Annotated in this window: 17 protein-coding genes; 7 read left to right on the forward strand and 10 right to left on the reverse strand. The window is 55.2% G+C overall.

The genetic code is table 11. The annotated features are described in order from the left end of the window. Positions 1–137: 137 nt before the first annotated feature. The 10 genes from ccsA to HF894_RS05190 all read right to left on the reverse strand — a co-directional run bounded on the left by ccsA (position 138) and on the right by HF894_RS05190 (position 12,174). Positions 138–2,360 carry a cytochrome c biogenesis protein CcsA gene (gene ccsA / locus HF894_RS15310; protein ID WP_204971339.1) on the reverse strand — a complete coding sequence of 741 codons (2,223 nt, stop codon included), beginning with the start codon at positions 2,358–2,360 and terminating at the stop codon, positions 138–140. Between the two features lie 118 nt (positions 2,361–2,478). Further along, entirely contained in the window at positions 2,479–4,134 is a 1,656-nt protein-coding gene (locus HF894_RS05150) for a di-heme oxidoredictase family protein (protein WP_204971369.1), read from the reverse strand. 30 nt (positions 4,135–4,164) lie between these two features. Beyond that, on the reverse strand, positions 4,165–5,427 hold the full coding sequence (locus HF894_RS05155; RefSeq protein WP_021847141.1) for an imelysin family protein: 1,263 nt from the start codon (positions 5,425–5,427) through the stop codon (positions 4,165–4,167). A 30-nt stretch (positions 5,428–5,457) separates the two neighbouring features. Beyond that, complete coding sequence (locus HF894_RS05160) at positions 5,458–6,816, reverse strand: hypothetical protein (protein ID WP_204971340.1); 1,359 nt, start codon at positions 6,814–6,816, stop codon at positions 5,458–5,460. 464 nt (positions 6,817–7,280) lie between these two features. After that, positions 7,281–7,769, reverse strand: a complete 489-nt coding sequence (locus tag HF894_RS05165) for a hypothetical protein (protein WP_204971341.1) — start codon at positions 7,767–7,769, stop codon at positions 7,281–7,283. A gap of 5 nt (positions 7,770–7,774) precedes the next feature. Then, positions 7,775–9,049: a S41 family peptidase gene (locus tag HF894_RS05170; RefSeq protein WP_204971342.1), complete on the reverse strand. Its 1,275-nt coding sequence runs from the start codon at positions 9,047–9,049 to the stop codon at positions 7,775–7,777. Between the two features lie 4 nt (positions 9,050–9,053). Then, a complete protein-coding gene (locus tag HF894_RS15315) occupies positions 9,054–9,227 on the reverse strand; it encodes a DNA-binding protein (protein ID WP_308552666.1) in 174 nt (57 codons plus the stop codon). A gap of 91 nt (positions 9,228–9,318) precedes the next feature. Then, entirely contained in the window at positions 9,319–10,665 is a 1,347-nt protein-coding gene (locus HF894_RS05180) for an alpha/beta hydrolase (protein ID WP_204971344.1), read from the reverse strand. A gap of 13 nt (positions 10,666–10,678) precedes the next feature. Then, positions 10,679–11,191, reverse strand: coding sequence for a hypothetical protein (locus HF894_RS05185; protein ID WP_204971345.1), 513 nt, complete (start codon positions 11,189–11,191; stop codon positions 10,679–10,681). Positions 11,192–11,214: 23 nt separating this feature from the next. Then, on the reverse strand, positions 11,215–12,174 hold the full coding sequence (locus HF894_RS05190) for an SPFH domain-containing protein (protein WP_204971346.1): 960 nt from the start codon (positions 12,172–12,174) through the stop codon (positions 11,215–11,217). Between the two features lie 118 nt (positions 12,175–12,292). Between HF894_RS05190 and HF894_RS05195 the strand changes: the two genes are divergently transcribed. From HF894_RS05195 to HF894_RS05225, 7 genes are all read left to right on the forward strand, one after another. Further along, positions 12,293–13,588 carry a hypothetical protein gene (locus HF894_RS05195; RefSeq protein WP_021847153.1) on the forward strand — a complete coding sequence of 432 codons (1,296 nt, stop codon included), beginning with the start codon at positions 12,293–12,295 and terminating at the stop codon, positions 13,586–13,588. A gap of 29 nt (positions 13,589–13,617) precedes the next feature. Then, positions 13,618–15,957: a glycoside hydrolase family 3 N-terminal domain-containing protein gene (locus HF894_RS05200; protein WP_021847154.1), complete on the forward strand. Its 2,340-nt coding sequence runs from the start codon at positions 13,618–13,620 to the stop codon at positions 15,955–15,957. A 185-nt stretch (positions 15,958–16,142) separates the two neighbouring features. Next, positions 16,143–16,460 (forward strand): 50S ribosomal protein L21, encoded by a 318-nt coding sequence (rplU, locus tag HF894_RS05205; protein WP_075318590.1) that lies wholly within the window; start codon positions 16,143–16,145, stop codon positions 16,458–16,460. A gap of 23 nt (positions 16,461–16,483) precedes the next feature. Further along, positions 16,484–16,753, forward strand: coding sequence for a 50S ribosomal protein L27 (rpmA, locus tag HF894_RS05210; RefSeq protein ID WP_021847156.1), 270 nt, complete (start codon positions 16,484–16,486; stop codon positions 16,751–16,753). Between the two features lie 126 nt (positions 16,754–16,879). After that, positions 16,880–18,154 carry a serine--tRNA ligase gene (gene serS / locus HF894_RS05215; RefSeq protein WP_021847157.1) on the forward strand — a complete coding sequence of 425 codons (1,275 nt, stop codon included), beginning with the start codon at positions 16,880–16,882 and terminating at the stop codon, positions 18,152–18,154. A 106-nt stretch (positions 18,155–18,260) separates the two neighbouring features. After that, positions 18,261–19,472, forward strand: a complete 1,212-nt coding sequence (gene gluP, locus HF894_RS05220) for a glucose/galactose MFS transporter (protein ID WP_021847158.1) — start codon at positions 18,261–18,263, stop codon at positions 19,470–19,472. A gap of 250 nt (positions 19,473–19,722) precedes the next feature. Next, positions 19,723–22,074 (forward strand): bifunctional dihydroorotate dehydrogenase B NAD binding subunit/NADPH-dependent glutamate synthase, encoded by a 2,352-nt coding sequence (locus tag HF894_RS05225; protein ID WP_204971347.1) that lies wholly within the window; start codon positions 19,723–19,725, stop codon positions 22,072–22,074. Positions 22,075–22,115: the final 41 nt, after the last annotated feature.

Here is a 22,115-nt window from a genome sequence, read left to right on the forward strand (position 1 = left end):
CTTTCATTCGTTCTCTAATAGATGTCTGTTCAGTTTTTGAATATATTACTTAGAACAAAGAAAAGGATTAAAGTTTAAACAACCGTATCTTTTAACTGAAAAAGTCTGAAAATAAAGAAGAAATAGGGAAGCACGCTTCATGCGTAGCTGTGCATGCCTCCCAAAAGGAAATTGACACCAAAATAAGTAATCAGCACACAAAAAAAGGCCACCACACTGAATACGTGGAAGAACAACGGACGGCGGAAGCAGGGCAACGAAGCAGGATGGAGCGCCAGGGCATAGACAAGCATCGTGACCAGCGCCCACACCTCCTTGGGGTCCCATCCCCAGTAGCGGCCCCACGACACATTGGCCCACACGGCTCCGATGAAGATGCCTGCCGCCAGCAGGAAGACGGCCGGATAGAGCAGCAGGCGGCTCACCACCTGAAGGCGCTCCACCTGAGCTTCACACTCCCTGCGCGAAGCAAGCAGAACCAGTGCCGCTACCCCATTGAGCATGACGAAGGCCAGCAGGGCGTAGGCCACCATGATGACCGCCACATGCACACTGAGCAGGGGCGAGGCAAGGACAGGCATCAGTTGGCCCACCTGCGGATTGCGTTCGCCCAGCATGGACACCACCAACGCCAACCCACACACCAGGAAGCCCAAGGGAAGTGTCAAAGGCAGGCGACGATAGAAGACAAGGGTGAGCAGGGCGGCACAAAAGGCCAGCAGGTGCATCGTTTCGTGCCCGTTGGACATGGGCAGGTGGCCGCTCACCAGGCCACGAAGCACCATCAGGCCTGCCAGCCAACAGGCCATCAGAGCCAATACGCCCAGCAGTACACGACTTACCCCTCGCCTCTCCCGCCGATGAAGCATCAGGCAGCGGACAGAATAAACAAAGGAGAAAAGTCCCAGCACGACAGAGGCCACGGCCAGCGGAAAGCTATCGTTCACCTGGTTATAGACCCGCTCGGCACGAAAGCGGAGGTCAGAAGGCAGCAACGCCCCACCCACGCGCTGCTGGTAGCGGCCTATCTTGCCCACCAGCCGCTCCACCTCCGTAAAGTGTTTGCGCGCCACCTGCTCGGCCACGTAGTTCATCGCCCCACGCACGAAGGTGCCTTCTTCGAGGGGCATGTCGCGCGGCAGGCGGTCGGCCAGGGAGAGCCACTCCAGGCGGGAAGCATCGGCCGACGACGGGGGCATATAGGGAAAGATGCGCCACGCCGCCCCTGTCGCCACGCTACTCACCAGGCTAAACTTCTCGTTGGCCTCGCCCACGGCCTTCGCGTCGGCCATAGAAGCGTCGGCCAAGGCTTCGGCATCGAGTCGGTAGCCATCAGGGCCAAAGAAGTCCTGCAACGAGGCATAGCCCCCCTCCACCCCCAGCAGGCGGCGCACGTCGGCACTCTTCACGCGGATGCACGGCTCGCGCTTCCAGTCGTCGTAGTAGAAGAACCAACCCGTCAGCACCTGCTCGGCTGTGAGGCCCCGATACGTGGGCTTGCCACAGAGCTTCATGGTGAAGTCCTTGGCCAGCGTCTGCAGGGGGCAGACGCGGTCGTTGTAGTAGACATAGAGCCGACCGAAGCAAGCAGCCGTCTCGCGCGGCAAGGTGCGCGGCAGGTCTTCGGCCGCCCGCACGAAGGGAGCGGCCAGCAAGAGGCCTGCCACGCCCGCCGACCGAAGCGAAGGATGGCGGAGCAGGCGTCGGAACCCGCTCTGAGGCTCAAGGAAGAAGGCCAGGGCCGAAAGCAGCAGGAAGGCATAGCCCGCATAGCTGAGGCCGATGCCCCAAGGGTCGCAGGCCACGGACAAGGTGACGCCCTGTCCGTCGGAGTCGTAGCCCGACTGATAGAAGCGGTAGCCCTCATGGCGGAAGATGCGGTTCATGGACACCTCGCCCTGATGCACTTCATCGCCTGCGGCCAGCGTGAAGCGGCTCACGAAGTCTTTCGGTGCCGATGTGCCCGCATAATACTCCACCCTGAACTCCTCCAGCGAGAGGCGGAAGGGGAAGGCCGCCGTCCGCCCCTCGGACAGGGTAAAGGCCTCCACCGCCTCGCCCTGCCGCAAGTGTACGCGCCCCTGTACGCCCCACACGTGGGTGACCAGCGCCCCCAGCAGGATGAGCGCCAAGGAGAGATGAAACAGAAAAGCAGCCCGACGCTTCTGCACCCGACGGCGCCACAGATAACCCATACCCGTAACGGCCATCAGCGCCCAGCAGGCCACGAACCAGGGCGAGCCATAGACGTGGCGCACGACAAAGGGAGTGCCCCACACCTTCTCCACACACGTGGCGGCCATCAATACACAGACAAGCAGGCCCAGCAGGCCGAAGGAAAGATTTCGCAAGATTTTCATACCAGAAAAGAGTTTATAGGAAAAACAGTGCTTTCCACCACAGAAAGCACTGCTTTACACAGACGAACTCTATGTTTTAATCTGTGCAAAGCAGTGTAATCAGTGAAGCGTGGAGCCATCAGATGGAGTCGATGAACTTCACCACCGCCTCGCGGTCCTCTTTCGAGAGCTCGCGGAACTTCTGGACGGTGTAGTAGGCATCGCTCTGCTCGCTGGTGCCGTGCCACATGATGGCCTCCATCGTGGTGCGCGCACGGCAGTCGTGCAGGCGGTCGGCATACTCGGCCCCTGTGCAACGCTGGTGCAGGCCGCGCCCCCAGAGCGGCGTGGTGCGGCACCAACCAGTGCGGATGTCGTTCACCATGTGAAGTTTGTGCTGCACCATGTCGGTGTAGGGCCAAATCTTCTGATGCGGATAGCGTGGCAGTTGCTTGGCCTTGTCGCCTGTGAAGAAGCGGGCAGGGTCGCGTATCTCGTCGTCGCCCGTCGTCCAGGTGGGCTTGTGGCAGTAGGCGCAACCTATCTCCGAGAAGAGTTCCTTGCCGCGGAGCACGTCCTCGTCGTCCACATTGCGGGCGGCAGGCACGGCCAGGCCCCGATGCCACACCATGAGGTCGATGTAGTCCTGGTCGCTCACTTCGACGGGCAGCGTCTTCGACGTCAGGTAGTTGTAGATGTTGTCCGCCACGTTGTCCGTGAACCATTCAGGGTGTTCCTCGGGTGTGGACACCTTGGCGATGTAGCTGGGAAAGCCCGCCTGAATGTCAGGGTCCTGCGAAGCATATTGGGCGTAGGAGCCTGCCGCGTCGAGGTAATGGAAGCGGCGGTCGCTGCGCGTGGCGTTGGTGATGTTCCAGAAGGCATTGGCACCCGCCGCGTCCTGCAAGGGGCCACGGCTCAGGGCGTAGGTATAGCGGTAGGGATACTTCGTACCGTCGCCACCCTGAGCGGTGTTGGCATACTGCCCCGTCCAGTCGCCGTTGGCGAAGATGTTTGGGTTCAGGCCATTGGGCAGGTAGCCGTCCTGCTCCTGCTTGGCGTACTCGGCTTTGAGGTCCTCGTCGCTGATGGCATCGAGCAGGCCCGTGCCATAGATGCCGATAGTGGACTCCAGACGCACCTCGTACTCGCCCACGTCGTAGCCGCGGTTGGCCACGTAGATAGCACTCCTGGGGATGTCCACCTCGGGGTAGCGCAGCTGGTAGGTCTCGCCGTCGGGAAACTTGTTGCCGAAGGCGTCGGTATATTCATGCCAGGTGATGGTAATCTGCGACTCGTCGAGCGGCGCCTTGAAGGGGGCCACGGCATAAGTTTGCGGCATGCCTGCCAGCCAGGGCACATAGGCCTCGGTCTCGGGGTTGTAAACCACCAGCAGATAGCCGTTTCCTATCTCGTTGGTGTTGAACGTGCCGCTGTTCTGGCTCTTGCCATGCCCGTAGCCAGGATGACAATGGATGCACGAAGAGCGGATGTAGAGCGGCCCCAGGCCATGGCGCATGCCGTCGAAGTTGGACGTGAAAGGTTTCTCGAAGAACTGCTCGCCACGGTTGAAGGCAGCGTTCATGGTGGCGTCGGCCTCGACTACAGCCGTAGGGTCTTCGAAGGCCGTCGAGGTAGAGTTGGAGGTGGTACCCAGTTCGCCGCCCGTATAGTACCAGTCGGGCAGCTCATCGGGCGTCTCGGGCGAAGGGTTGTCGCCCTTCACGTCGTCGTCGCTACAGGCCGTCAGGCTCAGAGCGGCTCCAAGGATTACATAAAAACAGGTCTTTTTCATCATTGACTTTTCTTTTTTTCTGTTCTATCTTTAATGGTTGGCCTGCAACAACGTCTTCACCTCGTCGAAGATATCGTTCATCACATTGCAGGCATCGATGGCATCCTGATTGACTTTATCGTACTCGGCCGCGCCACAGGTGTAGGCAAAGGGTTCGCCCATCAGGCTTATCTTGTCGTAGGCGTCTTGGATGGCGGCCTTCACGCGGCTGTCCAAATCGGCATTGAGCGTGGCGACGTAGGTGCTCAGTGTGTGTGTTGCCACCTGAATGGTACCGTCCACCGAGGGCGAGCCCTGATAGGCATTGCGGATGCTGATGACATTGCCCAGGAAGTCGCGGATGGAGTTCAGGCTGTAGGGCGACTCGATGTAGCTGGGGTCGTACTCCATGCCGCCCGAGGGAAGTCCCTTGCCCGTGGGGTTACCAATCTTGATGTTGCCCACCTCGTTGGCAATGTTCTGTATGCCGGCCGTTATCATGTCGTACACCACGTCGAGGTAGTTCTTGTACTCACTGCCTGCCGCGCCTGCATTCTTGATGTTATCGCCGAAGTTCTTGCCCTTGTCCAGTTCGGTGTCGGTCAGAATCTGCTGCTTCTCGGCCGATACGTTCTCAGTTCCTGCCCAGCAGGCCTCCAGCAGGATGCACTGGTTGCGCAGGTCGCCTGCCAGCCCTACGAGGTAGTTCAGCTCTTCGGTGGTGTAGTTCAGGTTGTGGGCCACGCTGGTCGAACTGGCCGTAGCGTTGCCGCTGGCATTGGTGTTGGTCAGCTCGAAGAGCAGGTACTCGATGGCATGGAAACCTTGCAGGGCATAGCCCAGGTAATTGCCCACATAGTTGCCTTCGTCGTCCATCTGCGCCATCTGGGCGGGGTTGTTCAGCAGCGCGTCCATACCCGTCTTGTCCAGCGGCCAGGAGTCGATGTGGGGGTCTACGTTGTAGTCGCCTGCAGGGCCGAACAGCCAGGCCTCACTCTTCTCCCAATAGTCGCGCGCCAGCTTCCAGGCCTCGCAGGCGGCCTCTACGTCGGCGGTGGTCAGCGTACCAGCCTGCTTCTTCGTGCGGATGTCGATGCACAAGCTGTGAAGGCTCATGGCGGCGTCGGCCATGCCCTGATACGAAGGAATCACGGTCTTGTCGGCAAAGTCGGCCACCACTTCCTTCAAGGCCTTCTCCTGAGCCGAAAGCTCGGTTCCGTCGATAGGGTCGTCGTTGTCACTACAAGATGTCATGCTCATGCCCATCATGGCTCCCAGAGCCAGACAGAGCGGAAATTTCAGAAACGTTTTCATTGTGTCTTATGTTTTGATTATTATGAGTTATTACAAGTTGAAAAAGCCCGCATAGGCCACGCCTACCGACACGGCAGGCTCGTTGTTGAACTTGCTTTTGAGGAGGCCGATGGAATATTCGCCCTTGAGCACGACTTCCTTCAGCGGATAGTAGTTGACGCCCACGGCCAGACGCTGGCGGCCATACTCCTCGTAGTGGGTCACGGCCTTGGCAGTCTTGTACATGGAGTCGTAGTACTCGTAGCGGCCGAAGAGGTAGAGGCGCTGCTCCTTGTCGGCACGTCTGGGGTTGAGGGAAAGGAAGTCGTAACCCACCTCCACACCTGTGGCAATGGCACTCGAGGCCACGGGCTGCTTGGGCGAGGGAGAGTCCTTGGAGAAGCTCTGGTTGTAGCGGGTGATGAGGTCGGCGTCGGACAGGTGGCCATAGTCGAACGAGCCGCGCGCCACCCAGTTGTGGGCGTCGTAGCAGAAGTCGAACGCGCCGATGAGTACCGTTCCCTTCACATCGTCGTAAACGGCGTTGGTGGCCTTCTTCAGAGTATTGCTGAAGGAGTTGCCCGCATAGCCGCTGAGCGAGAGGCGCAGGCCTTTCACCGAATAGTTGTCCACACGGAAGGCGCCCGCCATGGAATTGGCTATCTTGAATTCGTAGGGGCTGCCCGCTCCACCTTTCACCCATTCCTTGCTGCCGAAGCGGTCGGAGTCGAGGCCTGCCAGAAGCATGGCTTCGTAGCGCCACTGGCCGGCACGGCCCCAAAGGCTGACGCCCGTCTCGTGCCACGTGCAGGGCAGGATGGTGTTCTCGCCCTCGGGTCGATAGACACCGAAGAACTCGGTGGGCAGGTGGTGGGCATTGGTCATGCCGACGGGCACTACCATGTGGCCCAGCTTGATGTTGAACTGGGGGCAGAAGGACTTCTGAATCCAAAACTGCTCGAGGGCCACTTCGCCACCACGCTCCACTTCGCTTTCGTACTCACCGCCTTCGTGTTCCTCAATCTCGACGGCACTCTCCGTACCGCCATGTTCAAATTCGATTTCGGTACCCATGGTCCAGCCCTTGCCGAAGTCGTACCCCAGCATGATGACTACGTGGGGCAGGTCGAAGCGTCCGTGCGTGTCGTCCTTGTAGTTCTGCGGGCTGTCGTAGCGCAGGTAGTTGTCACTATAAAAATTGTAGCTGTAAACGGCTTCCCCATAGCCGCCGATAGTGAAGCGCCGCTTGCGGGGAGCGGCTTCGGCGTCGGTTTGCTGTACAGCTTCGATACTTGCCAGCTTGGCCCGTCCGTCGGGCTCCGTCCGTTGAGAGGTTGTCCCCTCGTCGGCGTAAAGTGCTCCTGTACAGAGCATCAGGCCCAATGACAGGCCCCATACCTTTTGTTTCATTTCACTTATTTTTTATAATTTTTGTTGGCGCAAAGGTACGGGGACAGTTCAAAGGGGGCAATACCTAAAAAAAGGTATTATGAAGAGGGGAATAGTCAGTTTTAGGTATTAGGCATGAGGTTTGAGGTATTGAGGAAGATTATTCCCAATTTGTCAAGCGCAGCTGTGCGTGCCCCCCTTCTCCACACACACCGAGACCGAGCCGAACGGTAAATCATCTTTACACAACATTCAGACCCCGAAATCACCCGTCAAGACTCCCTAGAGTCATGGGTCAAGACTCCTTAGAGTCATCGGCCATAACTCCCTAGAGTGTCGAGCCACGACTCCCTAGAGTCTTCGAGAGAGACGCCAGAAAGTTTGCAAATGCCTGATAATCAACACTGGAAGAAACTGCTCCATCCGGTCGGCGGGCGAAGGCGGGAGTGCGGGCCTCCGATTCGGAGCGATAAAACATATTTACATCACTTCAGCCGCAGGGTCACAACGTAATAGACGGCCAGAGAGAGGGCCATCAGCACCAGCGCGGCCAGGCAGGCGATGCGTGCCCAGAGATGGTGGTCGCTCCAGGGGCCGACGGCAAAGAGCAGGCTGATGCAGACGTTGAACGCCCGCAGGAGACGCACTACGCACACGTATTGCTGCCCTACGTTGCGGGCATTCACGCGCACAGGGAAGCGGATGAAGCGCACGGGCAGGCGGGCACCCGTCACCATCAGCGCGAACACGAGCGTCGACAGGAGGGCCGATACCCACATATTGCCATCCGCCTGTCCGCCCTGCGTGGTATACTGCCAAAGCACGCCCACCCAGCCCAGCACGACCAGAAGCAGGGCCACGCCTTCCATCACCCAATCGACAACGGCGGGGCGGAAATGTACATCGGGACAATCGTGGGCCGAGAAAGGACCCAAGTTCACACCAAACAGATTGAAAGACTTGATTCGTATCATAATCGTCATTGTTTTTTAATCCACTCATAGACAGGGTCCACTCCCTGCCGATAATCGTCGAAAGTCATCGGGATGTGCACGTCGGGCACCAGCGTATCGACCTCTTCGTCCACGTTCTTGAAATACTTGGTGGAGTATTGCACCTGCAGGCCCGAAGCGGGCAGGGTGAAGCTGCGCACCTCGCCCAGATGGTTGGGCTTGCCGGAGGTTTCCTCTCCCACCCAGCAGGCACCCAACAGGCGCTTGAAGTCCAGCGCATTCAGAATGGCGGACGAGAAGGTGGCCGCCCCCAACACCACATAAACGCGGGGCGGGTTGTCCATCCGATGCATGAAGTCGGCCAGCTTTTCAGCCAGACGGGTGCCCGGCTGCGAATTGCCGCCCCCATTGAAGCGGACATCCCACACCAGCCTGCTGACGGGCCGATGGCGGAGCGTGGCGAACACACTGTCCTCCAGCGCGGCAAACGAAGGCAGACGGGAGGCTACCGACTTGTTGCCATTGGCTTCTTCCAGCTCCCTGCTCCAACACTTGTTGTACTGGATGTAGAGGAGGCTGTCCGCCGCCTCGTAGTGCAGGGTAAAAAGGGTACGGGCATTCCGATAGCAGAGGGGCAAGCCGCTCGGACGGAAGGTAGCCAGCTGCTTGGGGTCTATGGGGCCGGACGTCAGCTCGTGTTCCTGCAGGCTGCCATCGGCTGAAGCCAGCTTGAGCGTGACGCGACCGTCCGACACGAATCCGAAGTGTTCCAGCAGTTGGACGAAGCACAGGTAATTGGGCACCATCGTCTTGCGCACCGCCTCGTTGTCGGCCGAGAAGAGGGTGCCCAGGCTGTCGGCCACCACTTCGGCAGCAGTACCGTTCAGCTCCACCAACCGACAACCCAACATGGCTTCCTGCCCCACGGGAGCGGTAACGACGTACAAGCCATCGGCCATCCACTTCAGGCCCAGGGGCAGCAGGCGGTTGCGGTCGAGCAGAGGGGTGAAGTTCAGGTTGGTGTGCAGGTCGCCGAAGGTGGCAATCCACTGCTGCAGCCCCAAGGACATCTGCAGGTCGGACAGCCCATTGCGGCTCCGGCGTTTCCAGGCCTCAATACCTCGGTCGAAATCGGCTCGACTACGGACGGTAAAGAAGTCGTAGTGCCGCTGGGGCAGCCATCGGGCCAGCGAGTCCAAGTCTCGTGACCAGTCTGTGCGGGCCACCGGCTGGGCTTCCACACCCAGCACCAGGCAGAGCATTGCCATCCATAATATCATCTGTCTTTTCATCATTTCCATCGTCTTATTCTTTTTCGGGAGTCTTACCCTCCGCTTCGTCCGCGGGGTCCTCATCGGCCGGACGCTTCTTCGCCTTCTTCAGCCGCCCACTCTTGCGCAGGGCCTCGTTGATGATCCATTGGAGCTGGCCGTTGGTGCTGCGGAACTCGTCGGCCGCCCACTTCTCGATGGCATCCATCGTGGCGGCGTCCACGCGCAGGACAAAACTCTTGGTTGTATTTTCTTTCTTTGTTGCCACTTTATACGTATTTTTACCAGACAAACAACAATCAACGCACATCCCTGCCGCGGATGAAGCCGGCCACGTCGTCGGCCACGCAGGAGGGCACGGGGCGCGCCTCGTTATACTCCAGCGGGGTGGACTTGCCCTTGCCTTCCTGCAACAGGTGGTTCAGCGCGGGATAGGACTTGAGCTGCGCCTTGGGACGGGTGAGCAGGCCCATGAGCCACAGGCCGTAGTCCTGCATGGTGACCTGATAGTCGCGCTCGCCCTGAAGCACCAGCAGGGGGCAGGTCAGAGCTGAGGCCACTTCCACGGGGCGATAGGCGCGTAGAAATTCCCAATACCCCTTGGGCAGGCCCAGCGGCAGGGCGATGGTGTCGCTGAAGGCGGGCGTGCCCAGGCGCTTCACGTTGGCCACCTGCCGCTTCAGCTCGTCCAGCCGGGCACGCGTCTGCTCGCTGGGCGTGGTCAGCGAGGCGAGGTATTCCGACTGCTCCACCAGCAGGTCCTCGAAGGGACGGGCAGGTCCGGCCACGATGATGATGCCTGCCACCTGCGGCGAACGTTGGGCAATGCGCGGGGCCATCATGCCGCCCTGGCTGTGGCCGAGGACAAAGACACTGTCGGCCGCCACCTGAGGCAGGCCGGCTGCCAGACGGACGGCCGAGAGGGCATCGTCCACCGTCTCCACATCCATGTCCAGCCGGCGGCCCTGCGGCACGCAATCGGCGCCGTAGACCTTCGTGCGCTTGTCGTAGCGCAGGGTGGCAATGCCGCGGTAGGCCAGTAGCCAGGCCAGGTCGCGGAAGGGCTTGTTGGGGCCTATGGTCTCGTCGCGGTCGTTGGGACCCGAGCCGTGTACCAGCACTACGCAGGGCACGCGCCGGCCCTCCTCCTTCAGGCGGGGCAGGGTCAGCGTGGCGGGCAGGCGGTAGCCGTCGGTCACCACCACGGTGTCGCGCTCTTCCATCAGCGTGCGGTCGAAGGCCACGGCAGGCGCTCCGGCAGGTTCGGGGGCGGGCACCACGCGAATGGTGTTCAGCCGCCCGTCGGCGTCGAAACCCACAAGCAGGCGCAGGCGGTAGCGTTCGAAGGTCAGGTCGCGGCGGCACAGCTCCACACCCTGCACGGCTTCCTGCGTCCAGGCTCCAGCCGACTGCAATGCGCCAAACTGACCCGTCAGCTGGCGCCAGGTGTCGGCAAACACGGCGGGCGAGAGCTGTCGCTGCGCCTCGTCGTTGAGGGCGGCATAGATGCTGTCGCCCCGACCTTCGATGAGGTGTTCGTAAATGCGCTCCGCACGCACCCGACGGTCGTCCTGCGCCCATCCCTTCAGGGCACTTCCGCCCAGCAGGAAGAGCAAAACTCCTATAATAAGCCTCCAATTATCCATTGTCCATTATCAATTATCCATTGTTCTTCAGCCAACGGCTGTAATAGTAATAATCCAGGTAATACTTCAGCGCGCCGCCCACAAAGGCCAGCGCCACAATCATCAGGTTGCGCAGGCGGAAGCGGTCGGCCCATACGGCGGCATCGAAGCCTTCCACCGCCCACTCTATCAGGTCGAAGACGAGCGTCACCCCTACCACCACCAGCGCATACACGCCGCCGGTAAAGAGCACGAAGAGGGGCTTGTTGCGCAGGTAGAGGCGGTGCGTCAGGTTGCCCACCACGATGTGCCTCGTCTCCACACGCGGACGGCAATAGAGGTAGACGCCCCGCAGGGCGATGAGCACGCCCACCAGCATGAAGACGGCAATCATCCAAAGGTTGCCCTTGTCCATCAGCAGCCAGTCGCGGCCGAGTATCCAGGCAAACACCAGCGCGATGAACACCCCCACTCCGATGCCGGAGCCGGCCGTCAGGCGGGTGCTGCACTGATAGATTACTTCACTGCCTTGATTCAATCCGAACATAACGCTTCCGTGTTTTTAAGCCATCAATGGTTCAGCGTCCCCGTATTCACCACCGGCTGGGCAGCCTCGTCGGCACAGAGCACCACGAGCAGATTGCTCACCATGGCCGCCTTCTTCTCTTCGTCCAGCTCCACGATTTCGTCCTTCGAGAGCTTGTCCAGCGCCATGTGGACCATCGACACGGCCCCTTCGACAATCTTCTCGCGGGCACTGATGATGGCCGACGCCTGCTGGCGGCGCAGCATCACGGCCGCAATCTCGGGCGCATAAGCCAGGTAGTTGATGCGGGCTTCCAGCACCTCGATACCCGCCATGGCCAGGCGCTCGTTGAGCTTCTGCTCCAGCTGGTCGTTGATTTCCTCGCCGCCCGAGCGGAGGGTCAGTTCGCCGTCGGCGCCCTCGTTGTCGTCGTAGGCATACTGCCCGGCCACCTGGCGCAGGGCGGCGTCGCTCTGAATCTTCACGAAGTTCTCGAAGGCGTTCATGCGGTTGGCCACGGCGTTGCCCATGTTCACCGCCTTGCCGTCGCTCGACGTGGTGCCCGCGCTGGCCATGGTCTGCGAGTCGATTTCGAACATCGCCTTGTACGTGTCCTTCAGCCGCCACACCAGCACGAGGCCTATCAGCACGGGGTTGCCTATCTTGTCGTTCACCTTGATGGGCTCCACGTCGAGGTTGCGTGCACGCAGCGACAGCTTCTTGGCCTCCATGAAGGGGTTCACCCAGAAGAAGCCCGTCTCGCGGAACGTGCCCTTATACCGGCCAAAGAACACCATGGCCCGTGCCTCGTTGGGCTCCAGCATCATGTAGCCGCAGTTCAGGATGATCCACAACACGGACATCACCGTCCCCAGCACATAGAGCAGCACGCCGCCCGTCACGAAGCACCACACCGTGGCACCCGCCCATACAAACAGAAAGAGAAACAGGGCCAGGAAGCCGTTCATCTTAAAACCTTTGAAATTCATTTCTTTTGTTTCCATACGCATTGTTTTAAAGTGATATCATTTTAATATCGCAAAGATATGTATTCCGTTTGATTTGTGCAAGAGCTTCCGCCCAGTTTTTTCCAACACTAAACAATTTAAATTTCGTATTAAAATGAAAAATATATATTGGATATTATTTATATTGCTCGGTGCAGGTTTCTCTTTTACATCTTGTAGTGAAGAAGAGCCATTTTCTACTGCAACAGCAGATGACGAGCCTCGTATCATAGCTCCTACGTTTCCGGAGCGTGACGCTAATGGTGGACTGGGAACTATTTCTGAAATAGACAGGGATGTATTGTTTTCAATAACAGTAACAACTACGCCTGCTGATTTCACTTCTGTGGTTTGGACTCTTGACGGTGAAGAAGTCGGAACAGAAAAGACGCTCGAGATGAATCTTAATGCTGGTGTTTATCATCTTAGGGTTGATGTCTCCACTCCTGTAGGAAAGACAACTTTCCGTGAAGGACTTGTAAAAATAAAAGCTTTGGCTGAAGATCCTCAGAGTGAAGAAGTAATATCAGAACGTATTGTCGCAACTGGAGGATGGGCACGTCTTAGTGGAACAAATCTTGAAAAGGTTGCAAAAGTAGCATTAAAGCAGATAAACATTGCCGAGTCTAAAACTAATCAGGAAGTGGAAATCTCTGATATAACATACGTGGAATCAGATGGTTATATTGAATTTAAAATTCCTTCAGAATTGTCTGACGGTGAGTATCGTGTGGAATTTATAGATGTGGAAGGCAGTAGATACGGTGCTAATACAATGGATGTTACTTCCAAGCCGTTGATTACTGCAGGACCTGAAAACAAACGTCCTGATGCTGAGTGGACTATTACCGGTTTGAATCTTGACAAGGTCGTTTCGTTGTCATTGGGTGGAAATACAATCACTACATTCGTTGAACAGTATTCAACTCGTCTTACATTCATTTCACCTGCAATTGCAGACGGAGATTATGTATTGACAGGTATATCCAAATCCGGAGAAAATGTTAGTTTCTTTATTGATGGTGAGATAAAGACAGAACTTGCAGTTACGGTAAAAGACTCTCCATTGGAAGTTGAATTATGGAATGGACATCATTATGTATCATGGGATTTACCTGAAGGTGATCCAAACAGGTTGTTTGATGCGGTGCAGAATGATGTGAAGAATTTGCCTGTAGGAACAAAATTAAAGGTATATTACTCAATTAAATCTGATGATAGCTATCATAAAATCAGATTCTCTTCCGGATGGTGGACAGAACTTCCCGGGTACCCTGAGTTTGATGTTTATGCGGACGGTGTTAGTGACATAATTATGTCACATGAGATACTTGACTTGTTGAATTCGCAAGATGGATTCCTTTGTGTAGGTTTCGGATATTACGTTGATAGAATTACTTACGAAGAATAATTTATTTACCAAGAAAAAGATTGATAAATATGAATTTAAGAAAAGTATTATTTGTATCGTCAATAATAGGAAATGCTGCCTGCTTCGTACAGGCGGCAACTCCTGTCAGTTTGACGAAAGATACAGAAATAGAGAAGAAGGTTGAAGCTACATTAGCGGGAATGACCTTGGAAGAAAAGGTCGGACAGATGACAGAACTGTCAATAGATGTTCTTGGCAATGTGGTGGGCGGAGAGTTCAAACTGGATAAGGAAAAAGTAAAAAATGCAATTGGAAAGTACAAGGTCGGATCTGTACTGAATGCTCCCGGACCGGTTGCTCAAAGCCGTGAGAAATGGAAAGAAATCATCGGTTATATTCAGGAAGTATCTATGAAGGAAATAGGTATTCCTTGTATTTACGGCTTGGATCAGAATCATGGTACTACTTATACCCTTGGTGGAACGCTTTTCCCGCAGAATATCAATCTTGGTGCATCCTTTAATCCTGAACTGACATACGAGTCGGCCGTTATAACTGCATACGAGACACGAGCAAGCAACTGTCCTTGGACTTATTCACCAACGGTGGATATGGCAAGAGATCCTCGCTGGTCGCGTGTTTGGGAAAATTATGGGGAGGACTGTCTGGTTAATGCCATAATGGGCAGTGAGGCTGTTCGTGGTTTTCAGGGAGATGACCCTAATCATGTTTCAGAAGACCGTGTAGCTGCTTCTGTCAAGCATTACCTTGGTTACAGCATGTCCCGTACTGGTAAAGACCGTACTCCTGCATATATATCAGAATCTGATTTGAGAGAGAAGTGTTTTGCTCCGTTTAAGGCTTGCGTAGAAACTGGTGCGCTGACAATAATGGTAAACAGTGCTTCCATTAATGGTGTGCCTGTGCATGCCAACAGGCAGTTACTCACAGAATGGCTTAAAGAAGATCTGGAATGGGACGGAATGTTGATTACCGACTGGGCGGATATTAATAACCTATATACTCGTGAAAGAATAGCAGCCAACAAAAAGGAAGCTATTGAAATTGCCATCAATGCGGGTATCGATATGGCTATGGAACCTTACAATCTTGATTTCTGTACACTGTTGAAGGAATTGGTAGAAGAGGGAAGAGTGCCGATGAGTCGTATTGATGATGCCGTACGTCGTATTCTCCGTCTGAAATACCGTTTGGGACTTTTTGAAAAACCTAATACTGACTATAAGGATTATCCTAAATTCGGCAGTAAGGAACATGCCGCAATCGCACTTAGAGCAGCCGAAGAATCGGAAGTATTGCTGAAAAACAATAATAACATATTACCATTGGCAAAAGGTAAGAAAATCCTCGTGACAGGTCCTAATGCAAATTCAATGAGATGCCTTAACGGCGGATGGAGTTATACATGGCAAGGACATCTTGCCGACCGTTTTGCAGGTGAGTATAATACCATCTACGAAGCTGTAAGCAACAAGTTTGGCGCTGATTTGGTAACCCTAGAACAAGGAGTTACATACGTTGCCGAAGGAGCGTATTACGAAGAAAGCACTCCTGAAATAGAAAAAGCTGTGGCTGCAGCAAAGAATGTAGATGTAATCATCGCATGTATAGGCGAAAATTCATATTGCGAGACTCCTGGAAATCTGGCAGACCTTGCAATCTCTGAAAACCAGCGTAACCTTGTTAAAGCTCTTGCTACGACAGGCAAGCCTATTGTTCTTGTAATAAATGGCGGTCGTCCACGTATTATAAGTGACATTGAACCTTTGGCAGACGGTGTAATCAATATCTTGTTGCCTGGTAATTATGGTGGAGATGCATTGGCAAATATCCTTGCCGGTGATGCAAATCCAAGTGCTAAGATGCCATATACATATCCAAGAAACCAAGCTGAACTTACTACATACGATTATCGTGTAAGCGAGGAAATGGATAAGATGGAAGGTGCATACGATTATGATGCTGTAATTTCTGTTCAATGGCCTTTCGGTTACGGTTTGAGTTATACTACTTTTGATTACAGGAATCTGCGTGTGAACAAAGATACTTTTACTGAAAACGAAAAACTGGAATTTACAATAGACGTTACAAATACTGGAAAGATTGCAGGTAAAGAAGTTGTAATGTTGTTCAGCAGCGATTTGGTAGCATCGCTCACACCAGAGAATCGCAGGCTGCGCGCATTCAAGAAAGTGGAATTACAGCCAGGTGAGACCAAAACTGTAACATTGACTATCAAAGGAAGTGATCTTGCTTTTGTAGGTGCTGACGGAAAATGGATACTTGAGAAAGGTGATTTCCGTATGCAGGTAGGAAATCAAGTCTTGAATATTAAATGTTCTGATACATATAAATGGGAAACTGCTAATATCTGTGTTAATAAATAGCATTGTCTGATTGCTTTTAACGAGCCTGGTCATTTTGAAAGTAGAAATAATTGCAGAAACATTTGCACGTTTCGCGCGAAAGCAGTAATTTTGTGCCCGATTATTCCGAAACGGGTTCGACGAAGAGCTTTCCAAGTGATTGGAGACCACCCGACGGAGCTAACTTATATAGTTCATTTATAAGCATGTACGCAATTGTAGAAATCAACGGCCAGCAGTTCAAAGCAGAAGCTGGCAAGAAGCTGTTCGTTCACCACATCCAGAACGCAGAAGCTGGTGCGACAGTAGAATTTGAGAAAGTTCTTTTGGTAGACAAAGACGGAAACGTAACCGTAGGCCTGCCGACGGTAGAAGGCGCAAAGGTAGTTTGCGAAGTGGTATCTCCGCTGGTAAAGGGCGACAAGGTGCTCGTTTTCCACAAGAAGAGAAGAAAAGGTTACCGCAAGCTGAACGGTCATCGTCAGCAGTTTACGGAACTGACAATCAAAGAAGTAGTAGCTTAATCAAATTTAAACAGTAAGAAGAAATGGCACATAAAAAAGGTGTTGGTAGTTCTAAGAACGGCCGTGAATCAGCAAGTAAGAGATTAGGCGTTAAGATATTCGGTGGCGAGGCTTGCAAGGCAGGCAACATCATCGTTCGTCAGAGAGGTACAGAATTCCATCCGGGCAACAACATCGGCATGGGCAGTGACCACACTCTCTACGCCTTGGTAGATGGAACAGTACAGTTCAAAGTAGGTCGCGAAGACAGACGCTATGTATCTGTTATCCCGGCTGAAAGCGCAGAAGCATAATAGTTTCCCGACAACATAAAGACAAGGGGTGCAATCGAAAAAACGGTTGCATCCCTTTCTTTTTAAGAAAGAATAAGTTACCTTTGTCGCACGAAAACAAGAAATAATTCTTAACCGAAACAAGATATGCTTACCATCAAACAAATCACAGAAAACACAGACGCGGTAGTACGCGGACTGGAGAAGAAGCATTTCAAGAATGCCAAAGAGGCCATCGAACAGGTATTGGCCCTGAACAACAAGCGTAGAAGTACACAGACCTTACTCGATAACAACCTCGCCGAGGTGAACACACTGTCCAAATCCATCGGCCAGCTGATGAAGGAAGGCAAGAAGGACGAGGCAGAAACGGCCAAAGCTCGTGTAGGCCAGCTGAAGGAAGCCAACAAGACTCTGCAGGCAGACATGGACCAGGCCGCACAGGACCTGCAACAGCTGCTCTACACCATCCCCAACGTGCCCTACGACGAAGTGCCCGAAGGCGCTACGGCCGAGGACAACCTCGTGGTGAAGATGGGCGGTATGGAAACCGAGCTGCCCAAGGACGCCCTGCCCCACTGGGAACTGGCGAAGAAATATGACATCATCGACTTCGACCTGGGCGTGAAGATCACCGGCGCAGGTTTCCCCGTCTATAAAGGCAAGGGGGCTCGCCTGCAACGCGCCCTCATCAACTTCTTCCTCGACGAGGCACGCGCTTCGGGCTACACCGAAATCATGCCGCCTACGGTGGTGAATGCCGCTTCGGGCTACGGCACAGGCCAGCTGCCCGACAAGGAAGGCCAGATGTACCACTGCGAGGTGGACGACCTCTACCTCATCCCCACGGCCGAAGTGCCCGTGACGAACATCTACCGCGACGTCATCCTCGACGAGAAGCAGCTCCCCATCAAGAACTGCGCCTACACCGAGTGCTTCCGCCGCGAGGCAGGCTCCTACGGCAAGGACGTACGCGGCCTGAACCGCCTGCACGAGTTCTCGAAAGTAGAGCTGGTGCGTATCGACAAGCCCGAACACTCCAAGCAGAGCCATCAGGAGATGCTCGACCACGTGGAAGGCCTGCTCCAGAAGCTGGAGTTGCCTTACCGCATCCTGCGCCTCTGTGGCGGCGACATGAGCTTCACGGCTGCCATCTGCTACGACTTCGAGGTGTACAGCGAAGCACAGAAACGCTGGCTGGAGGTTAGCTCCGTGTCCAACTTCGACACCTATCAGGCCAACCGCCTGAAGTGCCGCTACCGCACGGCGGAGAAGAAGACCGAGCTTTGCCACACGCTGAACGGCTCTGCACTGGCTCTGCCGCGCATCGTGGCCGCCCTGCTGGAGAACAACCAGACGCCCGAAGGCATCCGCATCCCCAAGGCACTGGTGCCCTACTGCGGCTTCGACATCATTGATTGAAAAATGAAGAATTGAAAAATTGAAAATGGAGGGATGGCGCTCATTCTCCATTTTCAATTCTCAATGATCAATTAAATAAAATTCTAACCCAATAATCTATTTTATCATGAATGCAAAAAACAAAAGTTTCGCATTGCCGCTGACGTTCATCGGCATCATGTTCTTCGCCATCGGCTTCGCGCTGGGCATCAACTCACTGCTTGTACCCGTTCTGCAAGGCTCGCTGGGCATCTCGAACGCCGCTTCCTACCTGATTATCGCCGCGACGTTCATCCCCTTCCTCGTATTCGGCTATCCTGCCGGACTGACCATCAAGGCCATCGGCTACAAGCGCACGATGTCGCTGTCGTTCATCATCTTTGCCGTGGCCTTCTACCTGTTCATCCTCTCGGCCGACTACAAGAGCTTCAGCCTCTTCCTGCTGGCTTCGTTCATCAGCGGTGCGGCCAACGCCTACCTGCAGGCATCCGTCAACCCCTACATCACCATCCTGGGCCCGCTGGAGAGTGCCGCCAAGCGCATCAGCATCATGGGTATCTGCAACAAGCTGGCCTGGCCCATCCCGTCCATCTTCATCGTGTGGCTGCTGGGCAAGGACGTGAACCTCATCGGCATTGAAGACCTGAACAAGCCGTTCGTCATCATCATCTGCGCCTTCGTAGCCCTGGGCATCATGGCTTTCTTCGCTCCCCTGCCCGAAGTGAAGGCTGAGGGTGAAGACGAAGACGACACCACTTCCAGCGCATCGAGCTATGCCGCCGGCAAGACGTCCGTCTTCCAGTTCCCCCACCTGCTGCTGGGTTGCCTCGCCCTGTTCCTCTACGTGGGCGTTGAAACCGTTTCGCTGGGTACGCTCGTCGATTATGCCAACTCGCTGGGCCTGCCGGGTGCCGCCAACTACGCTTGGATTGCCCCCATCGGCATCGTCATCGGCTACATCTGCGGCATCATCTTCATTCCGAAATACATCAGCCAGGCCGCCGCGCTGAAGGTGTGCTCCATCCTGGCTGTCATCGGCTCGCTGCTCGTCGTGCTGACTCCGCAGGAGATTTCCATCTACTTCATCTCGTTCATGGCACTGGGTTGCTCGCTGATGTGGCCTGCCTTGTGGCCGCTGGCCATGGCCGACCTGGGCAAGTTTACCAAGGCCGGTTCGTCGCTGCTCATCATGGCCATGTTCGGCGGTGCCGTCATCCCCACCCTCTACGGATGGCTGAAGGACGTAACCAGCCCCCAGCAGGCCTACTGGCTCTGCCTGCCGTGCTTCCTGTTCATCCTCTATTATGGAGTGTCAGGATATAAGATCCGCACAAAATAAGATTCAGATTTCAGAGCTGAGATTTTAGAATTCAGCATACAGAAGTTAAGGAGTTAAGCTCAATGTCAGGTTTCGAACACCAAGGCATTGGCTTGGCTCCTTAACTTTTTGGCTTCTAAACCTCTCCCCAACTCCTCGACTCTCAAACTTTCTGCCCCATCTTTCTTTGATTTTAACAAATAAGCCGTATCTTTGCAAATCTATCAATCTGAAAGCAATTACGTAATTATACAAACAAAATTTATAGATAATGAACAAAATCATTAGCAAAGAACAATTTTCGGAGAAAGTGTTCAAATTTGAAGTGGAAGCCCCGCTCATTGCCCGCTCGCGCAAGGCAGGCCACTTCGTCATCGTCCGCGTGGACGCCAAGGGCGAACGCATGCCGCTGACCATCGCAGGAGCCGACGTACAGAAGGGCACCATTACGCTGGTGGTGCAGGAAGTAGGCCTCTCGTCCACCAAGTTGTGCCAGCTGAACGCAGGCGACTATATCCTCGACGTAGTGGGTCCGCTGGGACAAGCCACACACATCGAGAACTTCGGTACGGTGGTATGTGCCGGTGGTGGCGTGGGTGTGGCCCCGATGCTACCCATCATCCAAGCCCTGAAAGAGGCAGGCAACCGTGTGATTTCTGTCCTGGCCGGCCGCACCAAAGACCTGATTATCCTCGAAAATGAAGTGCGGAAGTCGTCGGACGAGGTCATCATCATGACCGACGACGGCTCGTATGGCAATAAAGGCCTCGTGACCGAAGGCATCGAAAGCGTCATCAAGCGCGAGAAGGTGGACAAATGTTTCGCCATTGGCCCTGCCATCATGATGAAATTCTGCTGCCTGCTGACCCAAAAATACAACATTCCGACCGACGTATCGCTGAACACCATCATGGTGGACGGCACGGGCATGTGTGGTGCCTGCCGCATCACTGTGGGCGGAAAGACGAAGTTCGTCTGCGTGGACGGCCCTGAGTTCGACGGCCACCAGGTGGAATGGGACGAAATGTTCAAGCGCATGGGTTCGTTCAAGGACGTGGAGCGCGAAGAGTTGAGCCATCTGGAAGCCTCTGTCTGCCATGCCACGCCACAAGAGGAAGCATCGGCCGAGACGGCTGCCGCAGGAAGAGCCATGACGGCCAACGCCCCGATGGAAGAGCTCCTCGACCGCAAAGCCCCCTGGCGTGAGGCCCTGCGCAAGAGCATGAAGCCAAAGGAACGTACCGCCATCGCCCGCTGCCCGATGAACGAACTCGACCCCGTCTATCGCGCCACAACCCGTACGGAGGAGGTGAACACAGGCTATACCAAGGAACAGGCCATGACCGAAGCCAAGCGTTGCCTAGATTGCGCCAACCCGATGTGTATGCAAGGATGTCCTGTCAGTATCAATATCCCCTCGTTCATCAAGAACGTGGAGCGCGGCGAGTTCCTCGAAGCCGCCCGCGTGCTGAAGCACACCTCTTCGCTGCCTGCCGTCTGCGGACGCGTCTGCCCGCAGGAGAAGCAGTGCGAAAGCCAGTGTATCCACCTGAAGATGAACGAACCCGCCGTGGCTATCGGCAACCTGGAGCGCTTCGTGGCCGACTATGAGCGCGAGAGCGGCAACATCATCCTGCCCGAACTGGCTCCCAAGAACGGCATCAAGGTGGCCGTTGTAGGTTCAGGCCCTGCCGGCTTGAGCTTTGCAGGCGACATGGTGAAGTATGGTTATGATGTCACCGTCTTCGAAGCCCTGCACGAGATTGGCGGCGTATTGAAATATGGTATCCCTGAATTCCGCCTGCCCAACAAGATTGTGGACGTGGAAATCAACAACCTCGAGAAGATGGGCGTGAAGTTCGTCAAGGACTGCATCATCGGCAAAACAGAAAGTGTGGAAGAACTCCAGAAGGAAGGCTACAAAGGCGTGTTCATCGCCTCGGGTGCCGGCCTGCCCAACTTTATGAACATCCCTGGCGAAAACAGCGTGAACATCATGTCGAGCAACGAGTACCTGACGCGTGTCAACCTGATGGACGCCTCCAACCCCGAAACCGACACCCCCATCAACCCCGCCAAGCGCGTCATGGTGGTGGGCGGCGGAAATACAGCCATGGACTCCTGCCGCACCGCCAAGCGTCTGGGTGCCGAGAAAGTATATATCGTCTATCGCCGTAGCGAGGCCGAAATGCCCGCCCGCCTGGAGGAGGTGAAGCACGCCAAGGAAGAAGGCATCGAATTCCTGACCCTGCACAATCCGCTCGAATACATCGCTGACGAGAAGGGAGCCGTGAAGCAAGTCATCCTCCAACAAATGGAGCTTGGCGAACCCGACTCCAGCGGACGACGCAGTCCTGTGCCCATCCCTAGTGCTACTGTCACACTCGATATCGACATGGCTGTAGTAGCCGTAGGTGTATCGCCGAACCCCATTGTGCCCAAGTCCGTCAAAGGACTGGAGCTGGGCCGCAAGAACACCATCGCCGTCAACGAACAGATGCAGAGCAGCATCCCCACCATTTATGCAGGCGGTGACATCGTGCGCGGTGGAGCGACCGTCATTCTCGCCATGGGCGACGGACGACGCGCAGCAGAAGCCATGCACCACCAGCTTCAAGACTAAAACGCGCTAAACACTTATACTCCATTACAGGCAATGCAGAA

It is taken from the genome of Caecibacteroides pullorum, assembly GCF_019239235.1.
Lineage (GTDB): Bacteria > Bacteroidota > Bacteroidia > Bacteroidales > Bacteroidaceae > Bacteroides > Bacteroides pullorum.

Bases quoted from the DNA above. Each gene is read 5' to 3' on its own strand.
- HF894_RS05170 (WP_204971342.1), bottom strand. From the start codon at position 9,049: ATGGAAATGATGAAAAGACAGATGATATTATGGATGGCAATGCTCTGC.
- rpmA (WP_021847156.1), top strand. From the start codon at position 16,484: ATGGCACATAAAAAAGGTGTTGGTAGTTCTAAGAACGGCCGTGAATCA.
- HF894_RS05225 (WP_204971347.1), top strand. From the start codon at position 19,723: ATGAACAAAATCATTAGCAAAGAACAATTTTCGGAGAAAGTGTTCAAA.
- HF894_RS05185 (WP_204971345.1), bottom strand. From the start codon at position 11,191: ATGTTCGGATTGAATCAAGGCAGTGAAGTAATCTATCAGTGCAGCACC.
- gluP (WP_021847158.1), top strand. From the start codon at position 18,261: ATGAATGCAAAAAACAAAAGTTTCGCATTGCCGCTGACGTTCATCGGC.
- rplU (WP_075318590.1), top strand. From the start codon at position 16,143: ATGTACGCAATTGTAGAAATCAACGGCCAGCAGTTCAAAGCAGAAGCT.
- HF894_RS05195 (WP_021847153.1), top strand. From the start codon at position 12,293: ATGAAAAATATATATTGGATATTATTTATATTGCTCGGTGCAGGTTTC.
- HF894_RS05160 (WP_204971340.1), bottom strand. From the start codon at position 6,816: ATGAAACAAAAGGTATGGGGCCTGTCATTGGGCCTGATGCTCTGTACA.
- HF894_RS15315 (WP_308552666.1), bottom strand. From the start codon at position 9,227: ATGGATGCCATCGAGAAGTGGGCGGCCGACGAGTTCCGCAGCACCAAC.
- HF894_RS05180 (WP_204971344.1), bottom strand. From the start codon at position 10,665: ATGGATAATTGGAGGCTTATTATAGGAGTTTTGCTCTTCCTGCTGGGC.
- HF894_RS05155 (WP_021847141.1), bottom strand. From the start codon at position 5,427: ATGAAAACGTTTCTGAAATTTCCGCTCTGTCTGGCTCTGGGAGCCATG.
- HF894_RS05150 (WP_204971369.1), bottom strand. From the start codon at position 4,134: ATGAAAAAGACCTGTTTTTATGTAATCCTTGGAGCCGCTCTGAGCCTG.
- ccsA (WP_204971339.1), bottom strand. From the start codon at position 2,360: ATGAAAATCTTGCGAAATCTTTCCTTCGGCCTGCTGGGCCTGCTTGTC.
- serS (WP_021847157.1), top strand. From the start codon at position 16,880: ATGCTTACCATCAAACAAATCACAGAAAACACAGACGCGGTAGTACGC.
- HF894_RS05165 (WP_204971341.1), bottom strand. From the start codon at position 7,769: ATGATACGAATCAAGTCTTTCAATCTGTTTGGTGTGAACTTGGGTCCT.
- HF894_RS05200 (WP_021847154.1), top strand. From the start codon at position 13,618: ATGAATTTAAGAAAAGTATTATTTGTATCGTCAATAATAGGAAATGCT.
- HF894_RS05190 (WP_204971346.1), bottom strand. From the start codon at position 12,174: ATGGAAACAAAAGAAATGAATTTCAAAGGTTTTAAGATGAACGGCTTC.